Raw genomic sequence first — 20,614 nt, forward strand, 5'->3', positions numbered from 1 at the left:
TTTGTAATAGTCTAGTCGGATGCGACCAATTTCGGTAGCCCGGCGATAATGCCGGGCTTGCCGTTAAACCGGTTCAGCCAGTGGCGGCAACACCTTTTGGTAAAAACCGCTGGCGACAGTATCGGCCAACAGCTGTGCCACGGCAAATACATCACCTTCCTGATACGGCTGACCGACAATCTGCACCGAGCTTGGTACGCCGTTGTCGCAGAAACCGTTGGGCATGGCCAACACCGGGCACTGGCTTAAGCTGTTAAACGGGTAGGTCATAAACCAGCCTTTATTGGCATCGACTGTTTTACCCTCTACGCTAACCTGATGCTGGCTGTAGTCAAAGTCTGGCCGGATATCGCTGGTGGCGACGGTCGGGCACAGCAACAGATCATAGTGTTTAAACACTCTGGCCAGCGCATCCCACATCTGGCACAGGTATAAATTGGCATCCAGCATTTGCTCCGGCGTTAAACTATCTACCTGCGCCAGATACTGCTGCATATAGGGTGTCATCATCGCGCGCTGCTCTGGCTTACCAAACTGTCGCCTTAGCAATAAACCCATCAGCGCGCGTTGCTGAATTTTGGCGGTGTCTATTACGCGCTCATCCCAGTCAAGCTCTACCTCGTCCACCTGCAAGCCCTGTGCGCGTAACGCGTCGGCGCTTCGCAGCAATTCGCGTTTAATATCACTTGCCAGCGGGTAAAAACCTAAATGCGCACAGACAGCGATTTTTAGCTGCTTAACCGGTTTGCGCGGGGCTAAATCCGGGTTGGTATCCGGAACAAACGAATGAGAGTCGCGCCAGTCGGTACCGCGCAGCAAGGGGTAAACATAGCGTAAGTCAGCCAGGCTGCGGGTTAAGATACTGTGATGACAATATAAATCGATGTTGTAAGGGCTGATTTCAGCGACCCGGCCATGTGGTGGTTTATAGCCATACAGGCCACAAAACGCCGCCGGAATACGCACCGAGCCACCAATATCAGTGGCATTGGCAAAGCTGGCCATGCCACTGGCCACCGCAATGGCTGAACCGCCGGACGAGCCACCACAGGTGATATCAGCATTCCATGGGTTGCGGCTAACCCCCCATAAATCTGACCAGGTAACCGCTGAGGTGGAAAACTCCGGTGTAGTGGTACGGCCAAGCACTATAGCACCGGCATCCAGCAAGCGCTGCGCCGCCGGATCGGTTTCTTTGGCAACAAAATCTGCCAGACAGCGTGAGCCATTGGTGGTGATTTGCCCCTTGATATAGGTTTCATCTTTAATCGCCAGCGGCAAGCCACAAAGTGGCCCGGCTGTACCCTCACGATAGGCCTTTGCAGCCAGCTCCGCCTGTGCCAGTGCCGTATCGGCAAACACAAAGTTAAACGCATTTAGCGCCGGGTTGTGCCGGGCAATACGCAGAAGACTTTGCTGCATTAACGTCACCGGCGATAACTGGCCGCTATGAAACTGGCGCAATTGCTCGGTCAGAGGCAGATAAAGTGGGCTCAAGGGCAAACTCCGGCAAGAAATAATACGCCATTGTGCGCACAGCAGAAGCGCGCAGAAAATGAATAACCATCGGTTTACGCTATGGATGCGGCCGGGCTTAAGCGCCAGCAAGCCGGTTTTTGTCTGCGCCTGACATATCGTGTAAACCGATAGTTACTAACATGCCAGTGTCAACGGCCGCTGCTAGCATCGGGTGACATCAGCGCAAAAAGGACACCTTATGCGAGCTTATTCGTTATTGCTCATTAGCCTGTTAACCGCCTGCAGTGGCGGCTTTAAGTTTGTACAACCGACACTGGCAGAGCAAACGGCAGCCGCCGACTTTATTCAACTGGAGCAGGACACCGATTATCAGTTTGACCGGGGGGAGGGTATGCACCGGGTGCGTTTTAACTACAGCGGTAAAAACTGGACTGTGGCCGATGTGGCTGCCATCCGGATAAATACCAAAGCGCCTATTGCGATAATTCCGCAGCAATATACGACAGAAGGCAAGATGATGCCGGGCGCAGCGGTTAATGGCCGTAATGTCGGCAAGCAGTGGAATGACATCACCCAGCAGGAGATGGCCTGGCGTTTACGGCAGCAAGGCTTTTTCGTGTTGACGCCCAGCATTCAGTACTACGGCGAAAACCTCGATGGTTATCAGGCGTTTGAGCATTACATCGCCGCTATTCACAAGGGTAACCCGCATGTGCAAACCGTGCTGCTAACCGCCGATGCGCATAACCCCAATGTGCAAAACCCGCTACCGGGTGCGCAAATGCTGGTCACCGGCACTAACCCGCGCAATCCTGAGTGGGAAGCACTGATACAGCGTCATATCGCTGCGTTTTATCAGCAGGTTGGCCTGGGCAATCAGGGCGCCCGGGTACGTGGTGGCCACTCTGACATTGAAGGCTCCTCCGCTGCCTGGCATCCACTGATTGAGCGCGCCGCCGGTTACGGCGCCACGGTCAGTATTATGGAGGTCAGCCGCGCTATCGATATTGTTGAACAGGCTGGCAGTATTGACAACGGCCGGCAGTGGGCAGCCCCGCTGTTCGACGCACTCACCGACGCTATGACCGAGTGGGCCTGCCTGCAAGGTTACCGCCTGAAACGCTGCGAGGAGCTTAGCTATGTTACAACGCATTAATGCGCATTATGTAAATGGCCAGTGGCGCACTATTGTCGCGCCCGACTGGCATACGCTGGTTAACCCGGCCAGTGGTGAAGCCTATGCCTGTGTTGCCCGTGCCGACGCCGGCCTGGTAAATGACGCGGTATCGGCGGCCAGCCATGCCTTCCCGGCCTGGGCTGCACTCAGTTTTGTACAGCGTGCTGAGTACCTGGCAGCCTTTATTCAGCAATTGCAGCAGCGGCGTGACGAGCTGGTCGAAGCCGTGGTGACAGAATTGGGTGCACCACTATGGTTTGCCCGTGAGGTGCATGTGGATGACCCGTTAGACTCCTTTGCCAAACATCTGCATTATGCCCGGGTTTTGGAAAACGAGCAGCTGCAGCTGGATGCCCGCTTAAAGCTGCGTAAAGAGCCGGTGGGTGTATGTGCGCTGATTACGCCGTGGAATTACCCGCTGCATCAGATTATTGCCAAGCTGGCACCGGCGTTATTAGCCGGCTGTACTGTGGTATTAAAACCGGCTGAACTAACGCCAAAAACGGCGCTTTGTGTGGCAATGGCCGCCGATGCCGCCGGTTTGCCGGCCGGTGTGTTTAATCTGGTGCTGGGCAGTGGCAGCCAGATTGGCGATATTTTATCAACGCATGCCGATATCGATTGCGTGTCCTTTACCGGCTCTACCGAAATTGGCCGCCATATTCAGCAGCTGGCGGCCGGCACGGTTAAACGGGTCTGTCTGGAGCTGGGCGGTAAATCGGCCTTTATTATCAGTCCGACACAACGCTTAGCAGATGCGGTAAAGTTGGGGGTAGAAGATGTAATGGCCAACTCCGGCCAAACCTGCACGGCGCTTAGCCGCATGCTGGTGCATCACAGCCAGTATGCCGATGCGGTTGCCATTGCCGCGGCCCATGCTAACAGCCTGACACTGGGCGAACCGCATCAGGACGGGGTATTTTTAGGCCCGTTGATAAGCAGTGCTCAGTATCAGAGCGTGCAGCGTTATATTGAGCTGGGGCTGGCAGAGGGCGCAGAGCTGGTGGCCGGTGGCGCTGAACCTGTGCCTGAACTTGGCGCCGGCTACTACCTGCGGCCGACGGTGTTTGCCAATGTACATAATCAGATGCAAATCGCCCGCGAGGAAATTTTCGGCCCGGTGCTGTGCATTTTACCTTATCAGGATGAAACCGAGGCACTGCGCATAGCCAACGACTCGCCGTTTGGTCTGAGTGGCCGGGTGTGGGCAGATGATGCGGCTACCGCACAGCGTCTGGCAGAGGGTATCCGCGCCGGGCTTATCTTTATTAATGCCGCTCCCTGGCATAACGCAGCGCCTTTTGGTGGCTATAAACAAAGCGGCAATGGCCGCGAGCTGGGCTTAAAAGGCGTGGAAGAATACCTGGAGCTAAAAGCCATTGTGACTGAGGGCACAGCATGAACTCGGGCAAGGTGTTAAACCAACCGCTTGGCGGTAATGAGATGCCGCGCTTCGGTGGGCCGGCAACCTTTATGCGCCTGCCTACGGCGACAGAGCTTAGCGGTATTGATGTTGGCATTATTGGCGTGCCCTTTGATATCGGCACCTCTAACCGGCCCGGTGCCCGCCTCGCTCCGCGGCAAATTCGTGACGAGTCACGTATGCTACGCCCGTACAATATGGCTACCCGGGCAGCGCCTTTTGATTCATTACAAGTTGCTGATCTGGGTGATGTGGCCATTAACACCTTTAACCTGAGCAAAAGCATTAATATTATCGAGCAGCACTACCGCCAGCTTACGGAAGCTGGCGTGTTGCCGCTGACGCTGGGTGGCGATCATACCATAGTGCTGCCGATATTACGGGCGCTGGCGGCGCAACATGGCCCGCTGGCGCTGGTACATGTCGATGCCCACGCCGATGTTAACGAGCATATGTTTGGCGAGCCGATAGCTCATGGCACGCCGTTTCGCCGGGCAGTGGAAGAGGGCTTGCTGCAGGGCGATAAGGTGTTTCAGATTGGCCTGCGCGGCACCGGCTATGCAGCTGATGATTTTGACTGGCCACGTCAGCAGGGTTTTACTGTGGTTACTGCAGAAGAATGTTGGGGCAAGTCGCTTGAGCCGTTAATGGCACAGGTGCGCCAGACTATCGGCGATACGCCGTGTTATATTTCGTTTGATATCGACGGTATTGATCCGGCCTATGCGCCCGGTACCGGTACTGTCGAAATTGCCGGTTTAACGGTGCCGCAGGCACTGCAGATTATCCGTGGCACTAAAGGCCTGAATCTGGTCGGTGGCGATCTGGTTGAAGTGTCACCGCCTTATGACACTACGGGCAATACGGCGCTGCTGGCGGCCAACTTAGTGTATGAAATGCTTTGTGTGCTGCCCGGCGTTAGCTATCGCACAGCCGGTGGCGGCTAAATAATGCAACTGGCGAACTGGAGCGAACAGCTGCTGCGGGTGCAGCAAAGCCAGGGCAGCGAGCGGTTTTACCCGGCGCTGTGCCAGCTGCTGGGCCAGTTGCAACATGCCGATGAGTGCGTGGTGTTGTTGTTTCGTCCGGCCCAGCCGCCGCAATTGTTATATCAGCGCGCGCCCTTGCCCGGTGATAACTTTAACCTGTATTTAAAATCGGCCTATGTGCTGGATCCGTTTTACCGTCTTGGCTTACGCGGCAGCCATAAAGGCGTGTGGCGCTTAAGTGATATCGCGCCGGAAAACTACGCTGAGTTTGAACAGTACTACAACAGCTATTTTCGCCATCTGAAAATTCAGGACGAAGTTGGCTTTATTATTCCGCTTGGCTTACATCAGGGCTTTGTGCATATTGAACTTGCACAAATTGCCGGCAGTGAGTTGTTCCGGCTGGAGGTGATTGCGCAGTGGCAGGCGTTGTTTTGTCTGGTCGAGCAGCTGGTGCTGCAGCATCAGCAATTGTGTCATGCCGACGAGCCAAGATCTTACGCTACCGGTTATCTGGTGGATGATTTTCAGCGCTGCTTTGGCAGTGAAGTGTGCACCACACGTGAGCGTGATGTGCTGAATTTAATGCTGGAGGGGCATTGCGTTAAAGCCATTGCCCGCCAGCTAAAACTAGGGCTGGAAACGGTGAAAATGCACCGCAAAAACCTGTACGCCAAGCTGGGCATCAGCTCGCACCCTGAGCTGCTGGCGTTGTTTATTGAACTGCTGGCCAACTCAGAAGCACCAGTGCTGCGCGACCCGCTGCTGCCGGTAGCGGCCGCAGTAGAGTTAAAGCGTACTGGCTAAATAAACTAATGCCGATATTTGGTAGGCAGAAGCCGGTTTGCTCTAAAGCAACCGTTGCAGCCCTAGATGGGCGAATCGAGCCTACAGGGATGTATTTACGGCGTGTTGCTGTGAGCAAACCGGCTTCGGCCATTGCACTGCACCAGAGGTATATATGAGCGTTTTACCGAAAAACCGGCTATTACTCAGTGCTATGCTTGCACTTGGCACTGCATTTTCTGCTCTGGCCGATCTGTTTGCCCCTTTGCCGCTGCCGTTACCAACAGGCAGCAGTAGCATCGGTGTGCCTGCAGCACAATACTGGCAACAGCAGGTCAATTACCGCATTCAGGCCGAGCTGATGCCAGACACAGCCACGCTTAATGCCAGCGCCGACATTCAGTACCAGAATAACTCACCACAGTCTTTAACCGAGCTTTGGTTTGAGCTGCCGCTAAACCGCTTTTTGCCCGGCAGTATTAGCACCGCCCTGCATGGTGAAGGTATGGCTAGTGCCGGCGTTATTCAGATGGCATTTTTCGCCGCTAAAAAACCGTTGCCGCTGTTACGTCAGGATACCTTTTACCGTGTAAGCCTGCCCAAGCCACTGGCTGGCGGTGACAGCATTAAGTTAAAGGTTAGCTGGCAGTTACAGCTGCCTGAGCGCCGCGATCCGCGTCGGCCGCGCGCCGGTGTAGAGCGTTTCAGCGATGGCAGCAAGCTATTTGGCGTAGCGCTCTGGTTCCCGCGTGCAGTGGCCTTTACCGACAGCGGCTGGGCACTTAGCCCTTTTATTAAAGATGCCGAATTTGCCACTGAACTGGGCGATTATCAGTTTGATATCCGGGTGCCGGATGATTATGTCGTATTGGCCAGCGGCGAGCTACAAAACGCCGCCGAAGTGTTAAGCAAAACGCAGTATCAGGCCTGGCAGCAACACGACAGTGCACAGCTGATATTGCCTGAGAGTGCGGTTAACGCTGGCAATAGCAGCGCGGGTTCAGGCAAAAAAAGCTGGCAGTTTAGCGCCAACAAGGTGCGTGACGTGGCCTTTGCCGCCGGCAACAAGCTAATTTGGCAGACTCAGCAGCTTAAGCTGAACGGGCGCTGGCACAGGCTAAATGTGGCCTACCCGGACAACGGCCGCTGGCTGTGGCATAAATATGCGCTGGCCAGTACCAGGCATTCTGTGCAGCAATTAGCGCAGTATTTCGGTGATTTTCCGTTTACTGTGATGAACGTGGTAAATATTGCCGGTATTGGCATGGAATATCCGGGTATCACCTTTGTTGGCTTTCGCGGCCCAAATGCCGCAATTAATGGCCCGGCGCCGGCATACAGCCGCACCGAAAAACATGATGTGCTCGGCGGCATTATGCATGAAGTGGCGCACAGCTATTTCCCAATGCTGGTCAATACCGATGAGCGGCAGGAAGGCTTTTTTGATGAAGGTATGGTCAGCTTTTTGTCTTATTTACTGGAGCAAAGCTGGAGCACGGATTTTCAAAGCTTTTACGGCGAGCCAAGCGAGGTTGGCGCGATAATGTACCAAGCCAGCTATGCCGCACCGGTGCGCCGGGCTGACCATTTTAACGCCAAGCTCGACTCGCACTACCATGTGCCGGCGGTGGCCTGGGTGATCTTACGCCAGCACCTTATCGGGCCTGAATTGTTCGATGCAACATTACGCGACTTTGTCCGCCACTGGCGCGGTAAAAGGGCGAATTTTGCCGATATTATCCGCTTTTTTCATGCCAAAACCGGGCTGGATTTACACTGGTTCTGGCGCGGCTGGTTTTACAGCAATAAGCATGTTGATTTAGCGCTGGCTGGTATTAGCGAGCAGGGCGACATGCTGACTATTAGTATCGACAATCGCGGCGGCATAGTGATGCCGTTTACGCTTAGGCTAAGCTTTGCCGATGGCAGCAAAGTTGAGCGGCATTTGCCGGTAGATAGCTGGCGGTTAAACAATCAGCAAACCAGTGTTCGCATACCGCGCCCGGCGGCTAAGCTGTTAAGGACAGAGCTACAGCTGCTGGCCGATGCAGACCTGAGTAACAATCAGCAGAATTGACGTTGTTTATACATAGTGTACACTTAACGCCTGTGTAAAATGTAAGCAGTCGGGGTAGTGCCATGGCATATAAAGTTAATGCAAAAATTCAGCGCTGGGGCAATGGCCTGGGGCTGCGTGTGGCCGGTTTGATGCGCGATATCCCGCATTTTACCCCGGACACCGACATTGAAGTGGAAGTATTTGCCGATGGCTTTACTGTGCGTAAAGTGCAGCCAGTTAAACGCAGTTTACCGTTTTCTGAGGCGGAGCTGTTGCAGGGTTTAAATGCTGATACGGCTCAGGCGGAGTTATTGGCTACGCCCAGCTCAGCGGAGCTGGAGTACTAATGCCAGGCAGTTATGTGCCGCAGCGCAACGATATTATCTGGCTGGATTTTGAACCGACTAAAGGCAAAGAAATTGGCAAGTACCGGCCAGCCTTGGTGCTGAGCAGTAAGCTGTATAACCAGCAAACCGGCCTGCTGATCTGCAGCCCCATCAGCACCAGCATACGCGGGGTTAAAACCGAAGTGGCACTTAACAATCTGGCCGAGCCGTCAGTGGTCGCAGCCAGCCTGATCCAAACCTTATCGTGGCGGGACAGAAAAGCTAAATTTATCGCTCAGGCAGAGCAGGGCGTACTGGACGCCGTGCTGCTGCGTATACTACCGCTAATTGGTGCCGATGGGCTGATAGACAAGCTGCTGAACGGCCAGGCGTAACGATGGCGTCCGTTCAATTAAAGCCGCTGTTAGCGGTAAAAGGCTTCTACTTTACCTTTTAATGTCATTAATAGCGGTTGGCCACGGCGATCCAGTGCTTTGGCCGCAGCTACTTTTACCCAACCTTCGCTGATACAGTACTCTTCTACATCAAAACGGTCTTTACCGTTAAGTTTAATACCGACATCGTACTGAAAAATCTCTTTCATATAATGCGGGCTGCGCGGGTTAACCGACAGGCGATCCGGTAACGCCGGGCGCTCTTGTTCGTTGTTTACTGTATCTTTCGTGGTATCGTTCATGGCATGGGCCTTAATTTTTTTAGAAAGTGCGCCATTGTAGGCAAAGCCTGCAGTGGGCTCAAGCGTGCTGATAACAAAGCGTTCGACTGAATGTGTATTAAGATCTTTTATACAGCGCTTGTCTGTGGATATTAAGCTGCGTAAGGTAAAGTCTTACCAGCAGCAATTAAAATTAACAGCAACAACAGAGGGAAATTATGCACGAGTTAACAGTGGTTTTGTCATGGGGCTCGCCGGTTGGTCTGGCACTGTTCTTTTTCTTTGCAGGTATCGGCGCCGGGGTGTTCTTTTGGGGAGCGGCGCAGTTAAACCGCTATAAACAAGAGCAGAAATAGCGGTAATAAAGCTTAAATACGTGCTATAGCGGTTAAATGGTTTTGTCTGGTAGTGTTTTGCTAAAAATTCATGCGAACGCGGTTATTTCGTGTTGCAGATGTCAGGCGACCTGTCGGGCCGCCGGTTAGCTGATATTACTGGCATAACTCCGGTTTTAAGCGCAGGCCGGCCTGAAAATCGGCCTGGGGTATCGGCTCTATCCGCACATAGCCTTGGTTGGAAGTCATACGGTGGATATAGTTACCATCGCCGGTGGCGATACCTACATGGGTGATGACGCCCTGGTTCCAGTTGCCGTAGGTGTTTTGTAAAAACACTAAATCACCTGCTTGCAGCGCATCAATACGGGTAATTTTAGTGCCAAATTCATCGGCGGCGAGTGAATCGGCATGCTCGGGTTTTAGCGCATCACCCGGCCCAAGCTGGGCTAAATCCCACGGTTGTTGGCTTTGCAGGCTGGCAAATTTGTCGCCGCAGGCTTGCTGTAGCACCTCGCGGGTCCAGTTCATGCACTGCTCGGCTTTGCCCTGCTCGAAGGTTTGATTTTGCCAGGGCAGGGCCGCCTGCATTATCTTATCGGCAGGAGCAGCTACCGCGCAGCCTTGTTGTAATAAGTAGCCCAGTAACAGGCCAGAAAATAAGTGACTTTGGCGCATAGTGCTCTCCTTAAGCGCAGATGCTGTTCGCTGGCAGCGGGTCATGCTGGCGGACTAAATGCCCCTCAGCATAAAGATCGTCGATGGTCAGTTCAATCGCTTTGCGCAACGTCGCAACGATATCATCAATTTGTGAGCGACTGATGGTCAGCGGCGGTGACATCACGTTTAAATGCACTATCGGCCGCACAATCAGCCCCAACGTCTCGGCATGATCGGCGATACGTTTGCCAATATCCAGCTCTTCCGGGAACAGTGCCTTGGTTTTTTTGCAGCGCACATTCTCTACACACACCATCAGTTGCATACCGCGCACCTGACCAACAATGGGTAAATCTTCCAGTGTTTTCATCTGCTGCTGAAAATAGGGTCCCAGCTGCTGTACGCGCTCTAGCAGCTGTTCACGCTGGATAATTTCGATGTTCTTTAGCGCTGCGGCGCAGGCTACCGGATGGCCGGAATAGGTAAAACCGTGGGCAAAACAGCGGCCATGGCCGGGTTCACTTATCACCTTGTGGATGCGATCTGAATAAATACAGGCGCCCAGCGGTTGATAGCCCGAGGTTAAGCCCTTGGCGCTGATAATCAGGTCCGGCTCAATATCAAATACTTCTTTGCTGGCAAACCAATGGCCAAGCCGGCCGAAGGCGGTAACCACTTCATCGGAGACATACAGCACATCGTACTTACGGCAGATGTCAAACGTAGCCTGATGATAACCCTGCGGCGGCACGATAACGCCGCCGGCACCCAACACCGGCTCGGCGTAAAAGGCGGCTACCTTATCCGGGCCTATGCGCAAGATAGTTTGCTCCAGCTCATCAAGTAAAAAGCGAAGATACTGCGCTTCGGTTAAGCCCTGCGGCGCGCGATAGTAATTCGGGCAACTGATGTGGTGTATGGTATCACTGATAAAATCGAACTCCGGCGGGTGGTCACCGGCTTTGCCGCCAATCGACATCGACAGGTAGGTTGAGCCGTGGTAAGAGTTCTTGCGCGAGATAATGTGCTTCTTTTCTGGTTTGCCGCGACAGTTCTGGTAGTACTGGATCAACCGGTAAGACGAATCTACTGCGGTAGAGCCGCCACAGGTAAAAATAACATGGTTTAAATCGCCCGGTGCCAGCTCTGCCAGCTTGGCAGCCAGTAGGGTGGCCGGTACATTGGTCATATCGACAAAGGGGTTGGCAAAGGCCAGCTGACGGCACTGGGCGGCAATAGCATCGGCCATTTCAGTGCGGCCCAGGCCAATATTGGTGCACCAAAGGCCGCCTACGGCATCCAGATAACGGCGGCCGTTAGTATCTTCAATGTAACAGCCCTCGCCATAGCTTATTGGTAAGGCGCCCTGTTCAGTAAACACATCAAACACGGTCCAGGGGTGAGTAAAATGTTGTTTATCCAGCCGGGTCAGTTCGGCGGTATCAAAAGGCTTGTGCATAAAGTACTCCTGTTTCAGTAACACAGGTTGTACAGCAGTTGACGTTGGCGCAGCCATTCCCCGTTCGGGCGGATGGGGGCGGCTTTACCCCCGTTTGTGGGTGATAGATCCGCTGAAATGCTAGCTTAGCGCGCCGCTTTGCTTGCTAAAAGCAATGCCTTGTTCAGTTAGCGCATTTAACAGCCACTGCATACCCTGACCCACCGGCGTTTCGCTTTGCCATACCATATCGACGCAATGCGGAAACGACACCGCCTGATGGCTGGTGGGCAATTTAACCAGCTCGCCGCTTTGCAGCTGCGGTTTAATTAAGTGCAGTGGCAGTTCGGCCCAGCCTAAACCCGCCGCTACTGCATCAATCAGCAAGGTAGAGCTGTTGGTAAACCAGATATTGCTGGATAAGTCTGAGTCGAAGCGGCGAAAGCCGCTGTCGGCATCGGTAATACGCAAATGCCGGTGCTGCGATAAATCGTACGGCGTGACCTGGCTGAGCTGAGCCAACGGATGCTGGCTACTCACCACAGTGCCGTAATGCACATGCGAAATACCACGAAAAGCCACGTTTTCCGGGTAGTCATCCTGGCTAATGGCAATCGCAATATCCACTTTGCCCTGTTTTAACAGCTGATACCCCTGTTGATGGCTGGCTTTAAGCAGCATGAGTGAGGTATTGGCAAAGTGCTGCTTAAACTCGTTGGCCACTTTTAGCATAAGGGGCACCGGCAAGGCTAAATCATCAAATGCCAGGCTGATTTCCGTTTCGACATCTTTGTTCAAATTCTGAATGCGGCTTAACAGATTGTTATAGCTTTTCAGTACCGACTTTATATCGTTAAGCAAAGCCAGCCCTTCAGCCGTCAGCGGTGGCGTGCGTTTACTGCGGTCGAACACTTCAAAGCCGGCATCTATCTCAAGATTGCTGATCAGACCACTTATCGACGATTGTGCCTTACCCAGTTTACGTGCCGCCGCCGAGAAGCTGCCCGTCTCGACTGTGGTTAAAAATGCCTGTAGCTGTTCAAAGGATAATTGCATCTTGTATCGCCTCAACCGATGGTTAGCAACTGTACTTAGCATAAAAAAGCTTTTATTGATGCTAGTGTACAAGTTCTGAGCAAACAATTTAGCAGGATTACCAGACTTGTAAATTAAAAATAATAACGGGAACAGGAAGGAAACTTTGCATGCTACCTTTTACTAAACACAGGTTAAGTCTGGTAATTTCAGCAGTATTACTTAGTGGCGCCGTGCAGGCACAACAGCAACAGGCGCCGGACAGCGAACAGGCTAAAGATGAAAAGCAGATAGAAGTGATTACCGTCACTGCTTCTGGCCGGCCGCAATTAGCATCGGAAATTCCGATGAATATCAGTGCGATGACCGAAGCGGAATTGCGGGAAAAGCGCATTGGTAACTTAAAAGATTTAATTGCCGACAGTGTCGAGATTAGCGCGCCGGGGAACAGTGCCCGCTTTGCCGATTCTGTATCGGTGCGCGGTTTAAACGTGTCGGGCGTAAATGCCAATAATATTCAGCAGTTTATCCGCACCACTATGGCGTACTATCTGGATGCGACGCCACTGCCGAATATTAACTACCGCATTAAAGACATTAACCGGGTTGAAACCCTGTTAGGCCCGCAGGGCACTCTTTACGGCGCCGGTAGCCTGGGCGGTACCATCCGTTACATTACCAATCAGCCGGTGCTGGATGATTTCCAGTTCGATTTTAATACCAGCCTGTATCAAACCAAAAATGGCGGTGTCAGTAACGATACCGATATCGTGGTAAACGTGCCACTGGGCGAGCGGGTGGCGCTGCGTGCCTCTCTGGCTAACCTGAATGAAAAAGGCTATACCGACCGTCAGGTCAACCCCAGCTGGCTGGCAGAGGGTGAAGGTTTCCCCGGCGACCCTAATCCGAATCAGACCTTGTATAAAGATGATGATTACCAATATGTTACCGGCGGCAAGGTGGCACTGTTGTGGCAGCTAAGTGATGATGTAAAACTGACCTTTAGCCACATTCAGCAAGATCAGCTGGCGCATGGTACTAACGGTGCAGCACGCTTGCCGGTTGACCGTGCCTGTGAAGGCATCGCCGACTGTGATCTAAGCTCATTTGAGACGCCGTTTCAGTATAACGACCACACTATAGTGGCGCGGTTTGAAGAATATGCTGACCGCGAGCTGACAATGGATACGCTGGACTTAGACTGGCAGCTATCGGGCATGAAACTGCACAGCACCACTTCGTATTACAAAGACAGTAGTGTCGGCCAGGCCGATTACGCCTCGCAGGGCGATGCTTATTACGGCTGGATCCCGGGTTTAGCGCTGGATGATGGCAACGACTCGGCCTATATGACCTTTGATAACACTTACAAAGGCCTGACGCATGAAACCCGCTTAACCTCTGACACCGACAGCCGCTTAAGCTGGATTGGCGGCGTGTATTACACTGACCAAAAGCGTAATTTCCGTTTTTCCGAGTGGTTTGAACAGCTGGACGCTATTGCATCAGAGGTCGGCTGGCTCGGTTTTGACCGCGCTGCGGTTGGCGGTGTGCCGGGGCAGGGCTATGAGGAAGATTTAGGCAGTAAATACAAAGAGCTGGCGCTGTTTGGTGAAATTGGCTATGACATCACCGATAAGTTTAATGTCACGGTAGGCGCCCGGGTGTTTAATTATGAAGATACCGGCCTGGCACTGATTAAAGACTATTTAGGCACTACCGATTCAAACCGTGAATTTAGCAATAAGGAAAACGGCGAGAGCTTTTATAAATTTAACGCCTCGTACAAATTCAGTGATGAAGTGTTTGCCTATTTCACCTATTCGCAGGGCTTCCGTCGCGGCGGGACTAACGGCTTCCGTGATGAAGGCGGCCAGCTGGTAGCCGATGATGTACAAAACTACGAGCCGGATTCTACCGATAACCTGGAGCTGGGTGTAAAAGGGTATCTGGCTGATGGCTGGTATGTGCAAACTAACGTCTACCAGATTAACTGGAATAATGTACAAACCTATTTCTCGCAAACCATTGACGGCATTTTTCCGGTTAATGGCACGACCAACGGCCCGGATGCGGTAACCCGTGGCTGGGAGCTAAACAGCCGTTACTATTTAACCGACAATATTACGCTAAGCTATGCCACTGCTACTACTGAGGGTAAGTGGGATGAAACCCTAACCAAATGTGTGTATCAGGATGTGGCTGAAGCGGATAACGAATGCCGTACCTGGAGCAAGGGCGGTTTGCTCGGCGGCTCGCCAAAATGGCGCCACAACTTTGGTGTACGTTATGACACCGACTTTGACAACGGCATGACGGCTTATGCCGCGTTAAACGGCCGTTATGTCAGCAAAGTGCAGAACGACCGCCAGGACGACCCAACATCACCGGTATTTGAATACCCGTCGTACACCACCTTTAGTGCCAACCTTGGCTTTGGTAAAGATAACTGGGACGTGGCGATTTGGGCACAGAACCTGACCGATGAAGATGCCATCGTATCCAACTTAAATGGCGGTGTCCTGGGCCGGCGCACTATAGCGCTGACACCACGCACTATTGGTATTAATTTCTCCTACAAATACTACTAACAGTGATGTAGGCTAGGTAAAAGTGAGCCGGTTCGCCGCGCTCACTTTTTTGCTTTAAGGAGCCGTAGATGCAGGAATTATCCATGGACACCGAGCTAAAGCCCGCCGCTTACTGGGCCGAATATGCCGGCCTGATGCTGATTGCCATGATGGGCGCAGCGGTGACCAATTTAATGCCGCTGATTGTCGGTGCTTTTTCAGATAGCGGGCTCTTCAGCACCCGGCAGGTAGGTTATCTGGCCGCGGCTGATGTGGCCGGTATTTTACTTTCTACCACTTCTGCTTTTTGGTGGGTGCGGCGGGTGCCGTGGCGCCCTGCAGTACAGCTGAGTTTGCTGCTGTTTATTGCTGCCAACCTGTTTACCAGTTGGGCCGAGGGCTACAGCGCCTTGTTGCTGTTGCGGTTTGCTGCAGGAGTGGCCTGTGGGGTCAGCTATGCCATCGCGCTGGCGGCACTCGGTGATTCAAGCCGGGTAGATAAAGCCTTTGGCGTAATGGTGACTATACAGGTGGTGTTCGGCACGGTCGGTTTTATGGTATTGCCTGAGATGATTGGCCGTTTTGGCTACGCTGCTATTTATCAGAGTTTTAATCTGTTTTTGCTGGCCGCCTTGCTACTGAGCTTTGTCCGTTTTGCGCAAAACCAAAAGCCGCAGCACAGTGTGCAGTTTGAACTTAGCGGCCGGTTAGCGCCGGCGCTATGGGTTTTTTGTGGCGTGGTGTTGTATTACTTTGCCCAGGGCGGTGTTTGGGGCTACCTCGAGCGCTTAGGGGTATCAGCAGGACTCACCATGGCCGAAGTCGGCTATGTGCTGGGGTTAGGTTTTGCCATTAGTGCAGTGGGATCCTTATTATCGGGCGCCTTTGTTGGCAAATATGGTCGCAGCGCAGCACTGTGGCTAACGGTAGCGGTGCAGTTACCCTGTTTGCTGGCGCTGGGTTTGCTAAGCAGCGGCCCGGCCTGGCTGATTTATGCTGCAGCGACCATTGTGTATCAGATTTTCTGGAGCTTTGTGGTGCCGGTGATGATGGGCATTTTTAATGATGTCGACCCGTCCGGCCGATTAATCGTGTTTTGCTTAAGCGCCTTTAAAGTGGGCTTAATGCTGGGACCACCGATAGCGGCGCTGACTATCAGTACCTTTAGCCTGACGGCAGTGCTACCTTTGGGGACAGTAGCGATTGTATTAAGTGCGCTGTGCCTGCAGTTGGCACAGCCAAAGGCTTAACAACAGAACTAGCCTGCAGGAACCGGATTGCTCTAAATCAACCGTTGCAGGCCAGGATGGCTGACAAATTCGCAGGGAGCGAATTTGAACAGCTTTGCTGGCCCGCGCCAGGGTGAACTTCACGGATAAAGTTCATAGACGAGCCCCCAGGGAAGGGTTTACGGCGTGTTGATGTGAGCAAACCGGTTTCTGCCTTCACGGCTAAGCCGGCTTATTCAAACCGGTGCAGCCATAAGTCATTACCACTGCCATTATCGTTAATGGCATACTCAAACGCCGCTTTCGGGTAGCGCACGCCCTTGCCAGATTTGCTGGTGTCGTAGCTGCCCCATTTTTGCAGGTTCCACACACCATAGGGGTCGTTTACCGTGTAATGGGTGCCGTCATAACCGGTTACTACCAGTATATGGCCAGGTACGGTAAACCAGCCGTGCACTATGGTAGGTTTGCCGGCACTGGCCAGCGCCCGCAGTTCGCTGATGGTACCGTTCGTTACACCAATATCGCGCAGCGGGCTGCCTTTTTCCTGCGCTATGGTATTAAAACCCCAGGCCAGTGAGGGCACATCCTGCAAGACACCAAAGCGGCTGTTTAAATAATCCGGTGTACGCTGGCCCAGTACCGCCGGGTCGGTTAAGCCAAAGTAGTCGGTGATCATCGCCAGTGAGGTAATACTGCAGGTGCCATACGGGTTAACGGCATTTTGCTTCTGATCCCAGTACGGCACTGCCTGCGGTGCCGGCGGCGGTGGTGTCGGGCTGCCGGTCAGATAGTTTTTCAAGCTGTTATTACCGGCTGAGCAGTCGACATCAGCATCAAAGCTGCTGCGCTGCCAGTTAACATTACTCCAGTCCTGCCATACCGCTTGTGGTACAGAGCCGCCGGGCACGCGCCAGATACTGGCATTAGGGCCTGCGACATCAAGGAAGGTATTTAACTGTGCCGGGCTGATAATATCGTACTCGGTAGACACAATATGCCAGATCGGTTTATTGGCGCCTAAAGCGCGGTATTCACAGTTGCCCGCTTCTATCCAGCGTTTCGGATCGGCCATATAGCTGCTGCCCCACACTTCCAGATAGGTTTGCGGCATATGAAAATCGACGTACTGATCGATAATATCTACCCGCATGCCCTGATCAGCCGGGTTGCTCCAGGTAGTCGCACCGAGCGGGAAGTCGCTAGCGGCATAACCATCGTTAATGGCTCGGGTGCGGGCGGCACGAAACGCCTGAAACAGGCTGTGCAGCTCAGTGGTTTTGTTATTAAATTCCACTTCAACATCAGAGACAAAGCCGACATACCCATAGCGGGCTGCCTGATATAAGGCATCGGCCTGCGCGGCGTTATTTCCCGGATAGTTATACGACCAAGCCCAGGGTTCTATACCTTTGTTTTTGTAAATGTTAGTGGTAGTAGTAGAGCAGGCATCAACAAACAGCGAGCAAGCGGCAGCATCGTCGGCAATTTTAATAAAGATGCGCTTTACGCCCATAGCGGCAAGCTCGTTGGCCAGCTGGGTGTGGGTTTTATTGACGCCCGCTTCGTCGATATACCAGAGCCAGGCGCCAAATTTGTTTACCCAGCTGCCGGGCAGGGTAGTGTTTTTTACACTGGTATAAAACTGCGCTGACCAGCGGGTGGTTAAGCAAGCCGTGCCGCCCTGTAAATACTGGCATTTCGCCACTTCATCGGCGCTGAAATTGCCATAGACATTATTCGGCGTGCCGTCGCTGCGCTGTTCAAAGCAGTGGTTGCCATATTGCGCTGAGCGCACTGCGCCATCCGGGCAGCTGCCAGTGCCGCGCAGGTTAGTGGTAAAACCACGCGACCAGCGCAGTACACTGATATTGGTGCCGTTAACGCTAACGGTGCGTGGCGTAGTGCAGGCACTGCCACCGCCGGCGTTAACGCAGCGGTCGGTCATGGTTTTGGTAAAAGGGCCGTATACATCGCTACTGTTGGCGCAAAAGCTTAAGGTGTTATCAAAGCTGGCGCCATCGGGGCACAGGGCCAGGGTGTCAAATGAAGCCAGTGCTGATAACAGCAACAGGCCGGATAGATATTTCATTGTTCTCTCCAACTGTTATTTTTTTGTTGTCCGTCTTGTTATCTCACTACTCCTTGTAGTGGCGATGGCACGGTACAGCTGGGCCATGGTCAGACTATAAAAACGATAAAACAGCTTGGGAAAATGGTTAGCATCGGTTGATGCGATAAGTTGTTTCATTTATGTGAAAGTTGTAGCGAAAAAAACAGGGCGCCAGGCGCCCTGCGGTAAATATAATACCAGGAGGTAAGTTAAACACCGGCCATGGAACGGGAGTGTTCAGGCCAGAGAACATCAGCTGGCGTAGTGCAGCTGGTGTTAGCATAGCAACCGCATGACAAGGCTGAAAATGAATAACCATCGCCTGAGCCGATGCAGCTCTGCATGCGGAATTAACATCTTTACACAGTTAATCGCAATTTAAGACAGTGTTGGCTTCACTTTTTAGTTACATTGCTGTGCAAATTTAATACTAAAGGGAAGATGATTATGAGAGCAGTAAGCTTAGTAGCCGCCAGTTTAATGCTGGCAGGGTGTGGCGGCAGTTCAGATGATGACGAAGCCGTTTCGGCACAGTTATGGCAGGTATCGTCTGCCAGTACCAGCACCGCCCCGTTAACTCAGGTGGGTGGCGAGCAGCTGGCGCGCTATTTGAAATACGGTTTATATGCCCGGGCCGACATGCGACATCTTGATGGCGCTGTACCTGCACCGGCAGAGCCGGACAGTTCGGCTACTAACCTGGTAACCCAGGGCGTAGACGAAGCTGACCGGGTCAAGTTCGCCAATCAGACGTTGTATGTCAGTGGTATCAATGCTGACACCGATGCGCCTTACGTAAAACGTTGGCAGCGCAATGACGATGGCAGCCTGACAGCACTGGCTCCGCTGGCATTGGCGCCGGGTGTGCGGCAGGTGCTGGGAATGTATGCCGCCGGCGAGCAGTTGACGGTGCTGGGCGATGATCGCTACGGCAATGTTGGTATTGCCTTGTCACAGCCGGAATGGGGAGCAGACAATGGCCGTATCAGTGTGCAGTTGTTTGAACAGGGTAACAGTGTGTATCAACTGCAGTTTGACGGCAATCTGATTAACAGTCGCCGTACTGCGGATGCGTTGTGGCTGGTGTCACGTTATCAGCCAGAAGTTACAGGATATCAACACTTTGCCGGTACTGTTGCCGCCAATGAGAGCAATATACTGGTGCTGGAAAATGCCCAGTTGCCTGACTTACTGCCAACCAGGCGGTTAAATAGCGGTCTGCCCGAACCGCTTATCGCTTCGCAGCAATGTTATCTGCCCGCAGATGCACAACCTGATGAAGGCAGTGACCAGATGGTAGTGTTAACGCGCATTGCGACAACGGCGCCTTACATGACTGAAAGCAGCTGTATTCTGGCTGCCGTGTCTGATTTTTATATGTCGGCCGAGCATCTATACCTGCATGGCAATGTTAATTACGAAAGTCACTCTCAAACTGTTGTACACAAGTTCAGCCTGACGGATTCTGCAGTGGGGTATCAGGCAACCGGTGCCGTGGATGGCTATATAGGTGGCAGCCAAAACGCTTTTATGTTGCATGAAAAACAGCAATACCTGATGCTGCTGACATCTGACCGCAGCGACGCTGAGCTGTCACATAAATTCTGGGTATTACAGCAACAGGGTAGCAGCCTGGCGCCTGTCGCTCAGTTACCTGACGCCACTCAGCCGGCGCAGCAGATTGGCAAGCCGGGTGAAGATATCTACGGTGTACGCTTTGTCGGCGACCGTGCTTATGTGGTGACCTTTGAGCGCACCGACCCACTGTATACGCTGGATATCAGCAATCCGTTGCAGCCAGCCATTATTGGTGAACTGGAGATCCCCGGCTACTCAGCGTATCTGCACAGTATTAATGCTGATTTATTGTGGGGGCTGGGCCAGCAGATTGACACTGATGCTGATGGCAACCCGATATGGGACAGCGCCGGCGCGAAAATCGCATTATTTAATGTCAGCGCTAATGATGCCGTGGTGCAGGATGAACTGGTATTTACGGCGCAATATTCGCCGCTGGAATATCAGCACCATAGTCTGGCAACCCGATTGCAGGACGGTGTGACACGGATGGCGCTGCCGCTGAGCCGTTATTCAGCGGATTACCGCGAACAAATCAGCTTGTTGACACTGGAAGTCAGCGCTAACGGTAGCCTGCATAAAACCGGCGAGTTAACGCCAGAATACAGCGGTTATGCCGGCAGCTGGGGCGCCCGTACCGTGCTGGTAAATGATGATATTTACTTTGTATTGGCTGACAAGGTGTTTCATAGCCAATGGCAGCAGCCCGAGCAGGTTTTAACAGAGTACTAATTTGGCCAG

The 20,614-nt window shown here is 52.9% G+C and carries 17 protein-coding genes; 11 read left to right on the forward strand and 6 right to left on the reverse strand.

The features are described from left to right. Positions 1 to 63: 63 nt before the first annotated feature. Positions 64 to 1,497, reverse strand: coding sequence for an amidase (locus EYB30_RS01665; RefSeq protein ID WP_166836366.1), 1,434 nt, complete (start codon positions 1,495 to 1,497; stop codon positions 64 to 66). Positions 1,498 to 1,717: 220 nt separating this feature from the next. Here EYB30_RS01665 and EYB30_RS01670 point away from each other — a divergent pair, with 220 nt between their 5' ends. From EYB30_RS01670 to EYB30_RS01700, 7 genes are all read left to right on the forward strand, one after another. Continuing rightward, positions 1,718 to 2,635: a hypothetical protein gene (locus EYB30_RS01670; protein ID WP_166836370.1), complete on the forward strand. Its 918-nt coding sequence runs from the start codon at positions 1,718 to 1,720 to the stop codon at positions 2,633 to 2,635. Then, positions 2,619 to 4,058, forward strand: a complete 1,440-nt coding sequence (locus EYB30_RS01675) for an aldehyde dehydrogenase family protein (protein WP_166836373.1) — start codon at positions 2,619 to 2,621, stop codon at positions 4,056 to 4,058. The genes EYB30_RS01670 and EYB30_RS01675 overlap by 17 nt, the downstream gene beginning before the upstream one ends. Then, positions 4,055 to 5,026, forward strand: coding sequence for an agmatinase (speB, locus tag EYB30_RS01680; protein ID WP_166836376.1), 972 nt, complete (start codon positions 4,055 to 4,057; stop codon positions 5,024 to 5,026). Before EYB30_RS01675 ends, speB begins: the two co-directional genes overlap by 4 nt. Positions 5,027 to 5,029: 3 nt before the next feature. Beyond that, positions 5,030 to 5,875: a helix-turn-helix transcriptional regulator gene (locus tag EYB30_RS01685; RefSeq protein WP_166836379.1), complete on the forward strand. Its 846-nt coding sequence runs from the start codon at positions 5,030 to 5,032 to the stop codon at positions 5,873 to 5,875. Between the two features lie 154 nt (positions 5,876 to 6,029). Beyond that, positions 6,030 to 7,931 (forward strand): M1 family metallopeptidase, encoded by a 1,902-nt coding sequence (locus tag EYB30_RS01690; RefSeq protein WP_166836382.1) that lies wholly within the window; start codon positions 6,030 to 6,032, stop codon positions 7,929 to 7,931. A gap of 62 nt (positions 7,932 to 7,993) precedes the next feature. After that, on the forward strand, positions 7,994 to 8,260 hold the full coding sequence (locus tag EYB30_RS01695) for an AbrB/MazE/SpoVT family DNA-binding domain-containing protein (protein WP_166836385.1): 267 nt from the start codon (positions 7,994 to 7,996) through the stop codon (positions 8,258 to 8,260). Continuing rightward, a complete protein-coding gene (locus EYB30_RS01700; protein ID WP_166836388.1) occupies positions 8,260 to 8,634 on the forward strand; it encodes a type II toxin-antitoxin system PemK/MazF family toxin in 375 nt (124 codons plus the stop codon). Before EYB30_RS01695 ends, EYB30_RS01700 begins: the two co-directional genes overlap by 1 nt. A 29-nt stretch (positions 8,635 to 8,663) precedes the next feature. Here EYB30_RS01700 and EYB30_RS01705 read toward each other — a convergent pair whose 3' ends face one another. After that, complete coding sequence (locus EYB30_RS01705; protein WP_166836390.1) at positions 8,664 to 8,936, reverse strand: DUF3297 family protein; 273 nt, start codon at positions 8,934 to 8,936, stop codon at positions 8,664 to 8,666. A gap of 197 nt (positions 8,937 to 9,133) precedes the next feature. Here EYB30_RS01705 and EYB30_RS01710 point away from each other — a divergent pair, with 197 nt between their 5' ends. Next, positions 9,134 to 9,271, forward strand: a complete 138-nt coding sequence (locus EYB30_RS01710; RefSeq protein WP_166836392.1) for a hypothetical protein — start codon at positions 9,134 to 9,136, stop codon at positions 9,269 to 9,271. Between the two features lie 135 nt (positions 9,272 to 9,406). Here the strand turns inward: EYB30_RS01710 and EYB30_RS01715 are convergent, their stop codons facing one another. The 3 genes from EYB30_RS01715 to EYB30_RS01725 all read right to left on the reverse strand — a co-directional run bounded on the left by EYB30_RS01715 (position 9,407) and on the right by EYB30_RS01725 (position 12,404). Further along, complete coding sequence (locus EYB30_RS01715; protein WP_166836394.1) at positions 9,407 to 9,928, reverse strand: NlpC/P60 family protein; 522 nt, start codon at positions 9,926 to 9,928, stop codon at positions 9,407 to 9,409. Between the two features lie 10 nt (positions 9,929 to 9,938). Beyond that, on the reverse strand, positions 9,939 to 11,369 hold the full coding sequence (locus EYB30_RS01720) for an aminotransferase (RefSeq protein ID WP_166836396.1): 1,431 nt from the start codon (positions 11,367 to 11,369) through the stop codon (positions 9,939 to 9,941). Positions 11,370 to 11,489: 120 nt separating this feature from the next. Then, positions 11,490 to 12,404 carry a LysR family transcriptional regulator gene (locus EYB30_RS01725; protein WP_166836398.1) on the reverse strand — a complete coding sequence of 305 codons (915 nt, stop codon included), beginning with the start codon at positions 12,402 to 12,404 and terminating at the stop codon, positions 11,490 to 11,492. Positions 12,405 to 12,553: 149 nt separating this feature from the next. Between EYB30_RS01725 and EYB30_RS01730 the strand changes: the two genes are divergently transcribed. Together EYB30_RS01730 and EYB30_RS01735 are read left to right on the forward strand one after the other, a co-directional pair. Beyond that, positions 12,554 to 14,974 (forward strand): TonB-dependent receptor, encoded by a 2,421-nt coding sequence (locus EYB30_RS01730; RefSeq protein WP_166836400.1) that lies wholly within the window; start codon positions 12,554 to 12,556, stop codon positions 14,972 to 14,974. A gap of 68 nt (positions 14,975 to 15,042) precedes the next feature. Continuing rightward, positions 15,043 to 16,203: an MFS transporter gene (locus EYB30_RS01735; RefSeq protein ID WP_166836402.1), complete on the forward strand. Its 1,161-nt coding sequence runs from the start codon at positions 15,043 to 15,045 to the stop codon at positions 16,201 to 16,203. Positions 16,204 to 16,414: 211 nt separating this feature from the next. On the opposite strand, the gene EYB30_RS01740 is transcribed toward EYB30_RS01735, so the two are convergent. After that, complete coding sequence (locus tag EYB30_RS01740) at positions 16,415 to 18,274, reverse strand: C39 family peptidase (protein WP_166836404.1); 1,860 nt, start codon at positions 18,272 to 18,274, stop codon at positions 16,415 to 16,417. Positions 18,275 to 18,742: 468 nt separating this feature from the next. Between EYB30_RS01740 and EYB30_RS01745 the strand changes: the two genes are divergently transcribed. Continuing rightward, entirely contained in the window at positions 18,743 to 20,605 is a 1,863-nt protein-coding gene (locus EYB30_RS01745; protein ID WP_166836407.1) for a beta-propeller domain-containing protein, read from the forward strand. Positions 20,606 to 20,614 lie beyond the last annotated feature (9 nt).

This window comes from Rheinheimera pleomorphica, from assembly GCF_011634895.1.
In the GTDB taxonomy this organism is placed as follows: domain Bacteria; phylum Pseudomonadota; class Gammaproteobacteria; order Enterobacterales; family Alteromonadaceae; genus Alishewanella; species Alishewanella pleomorphica.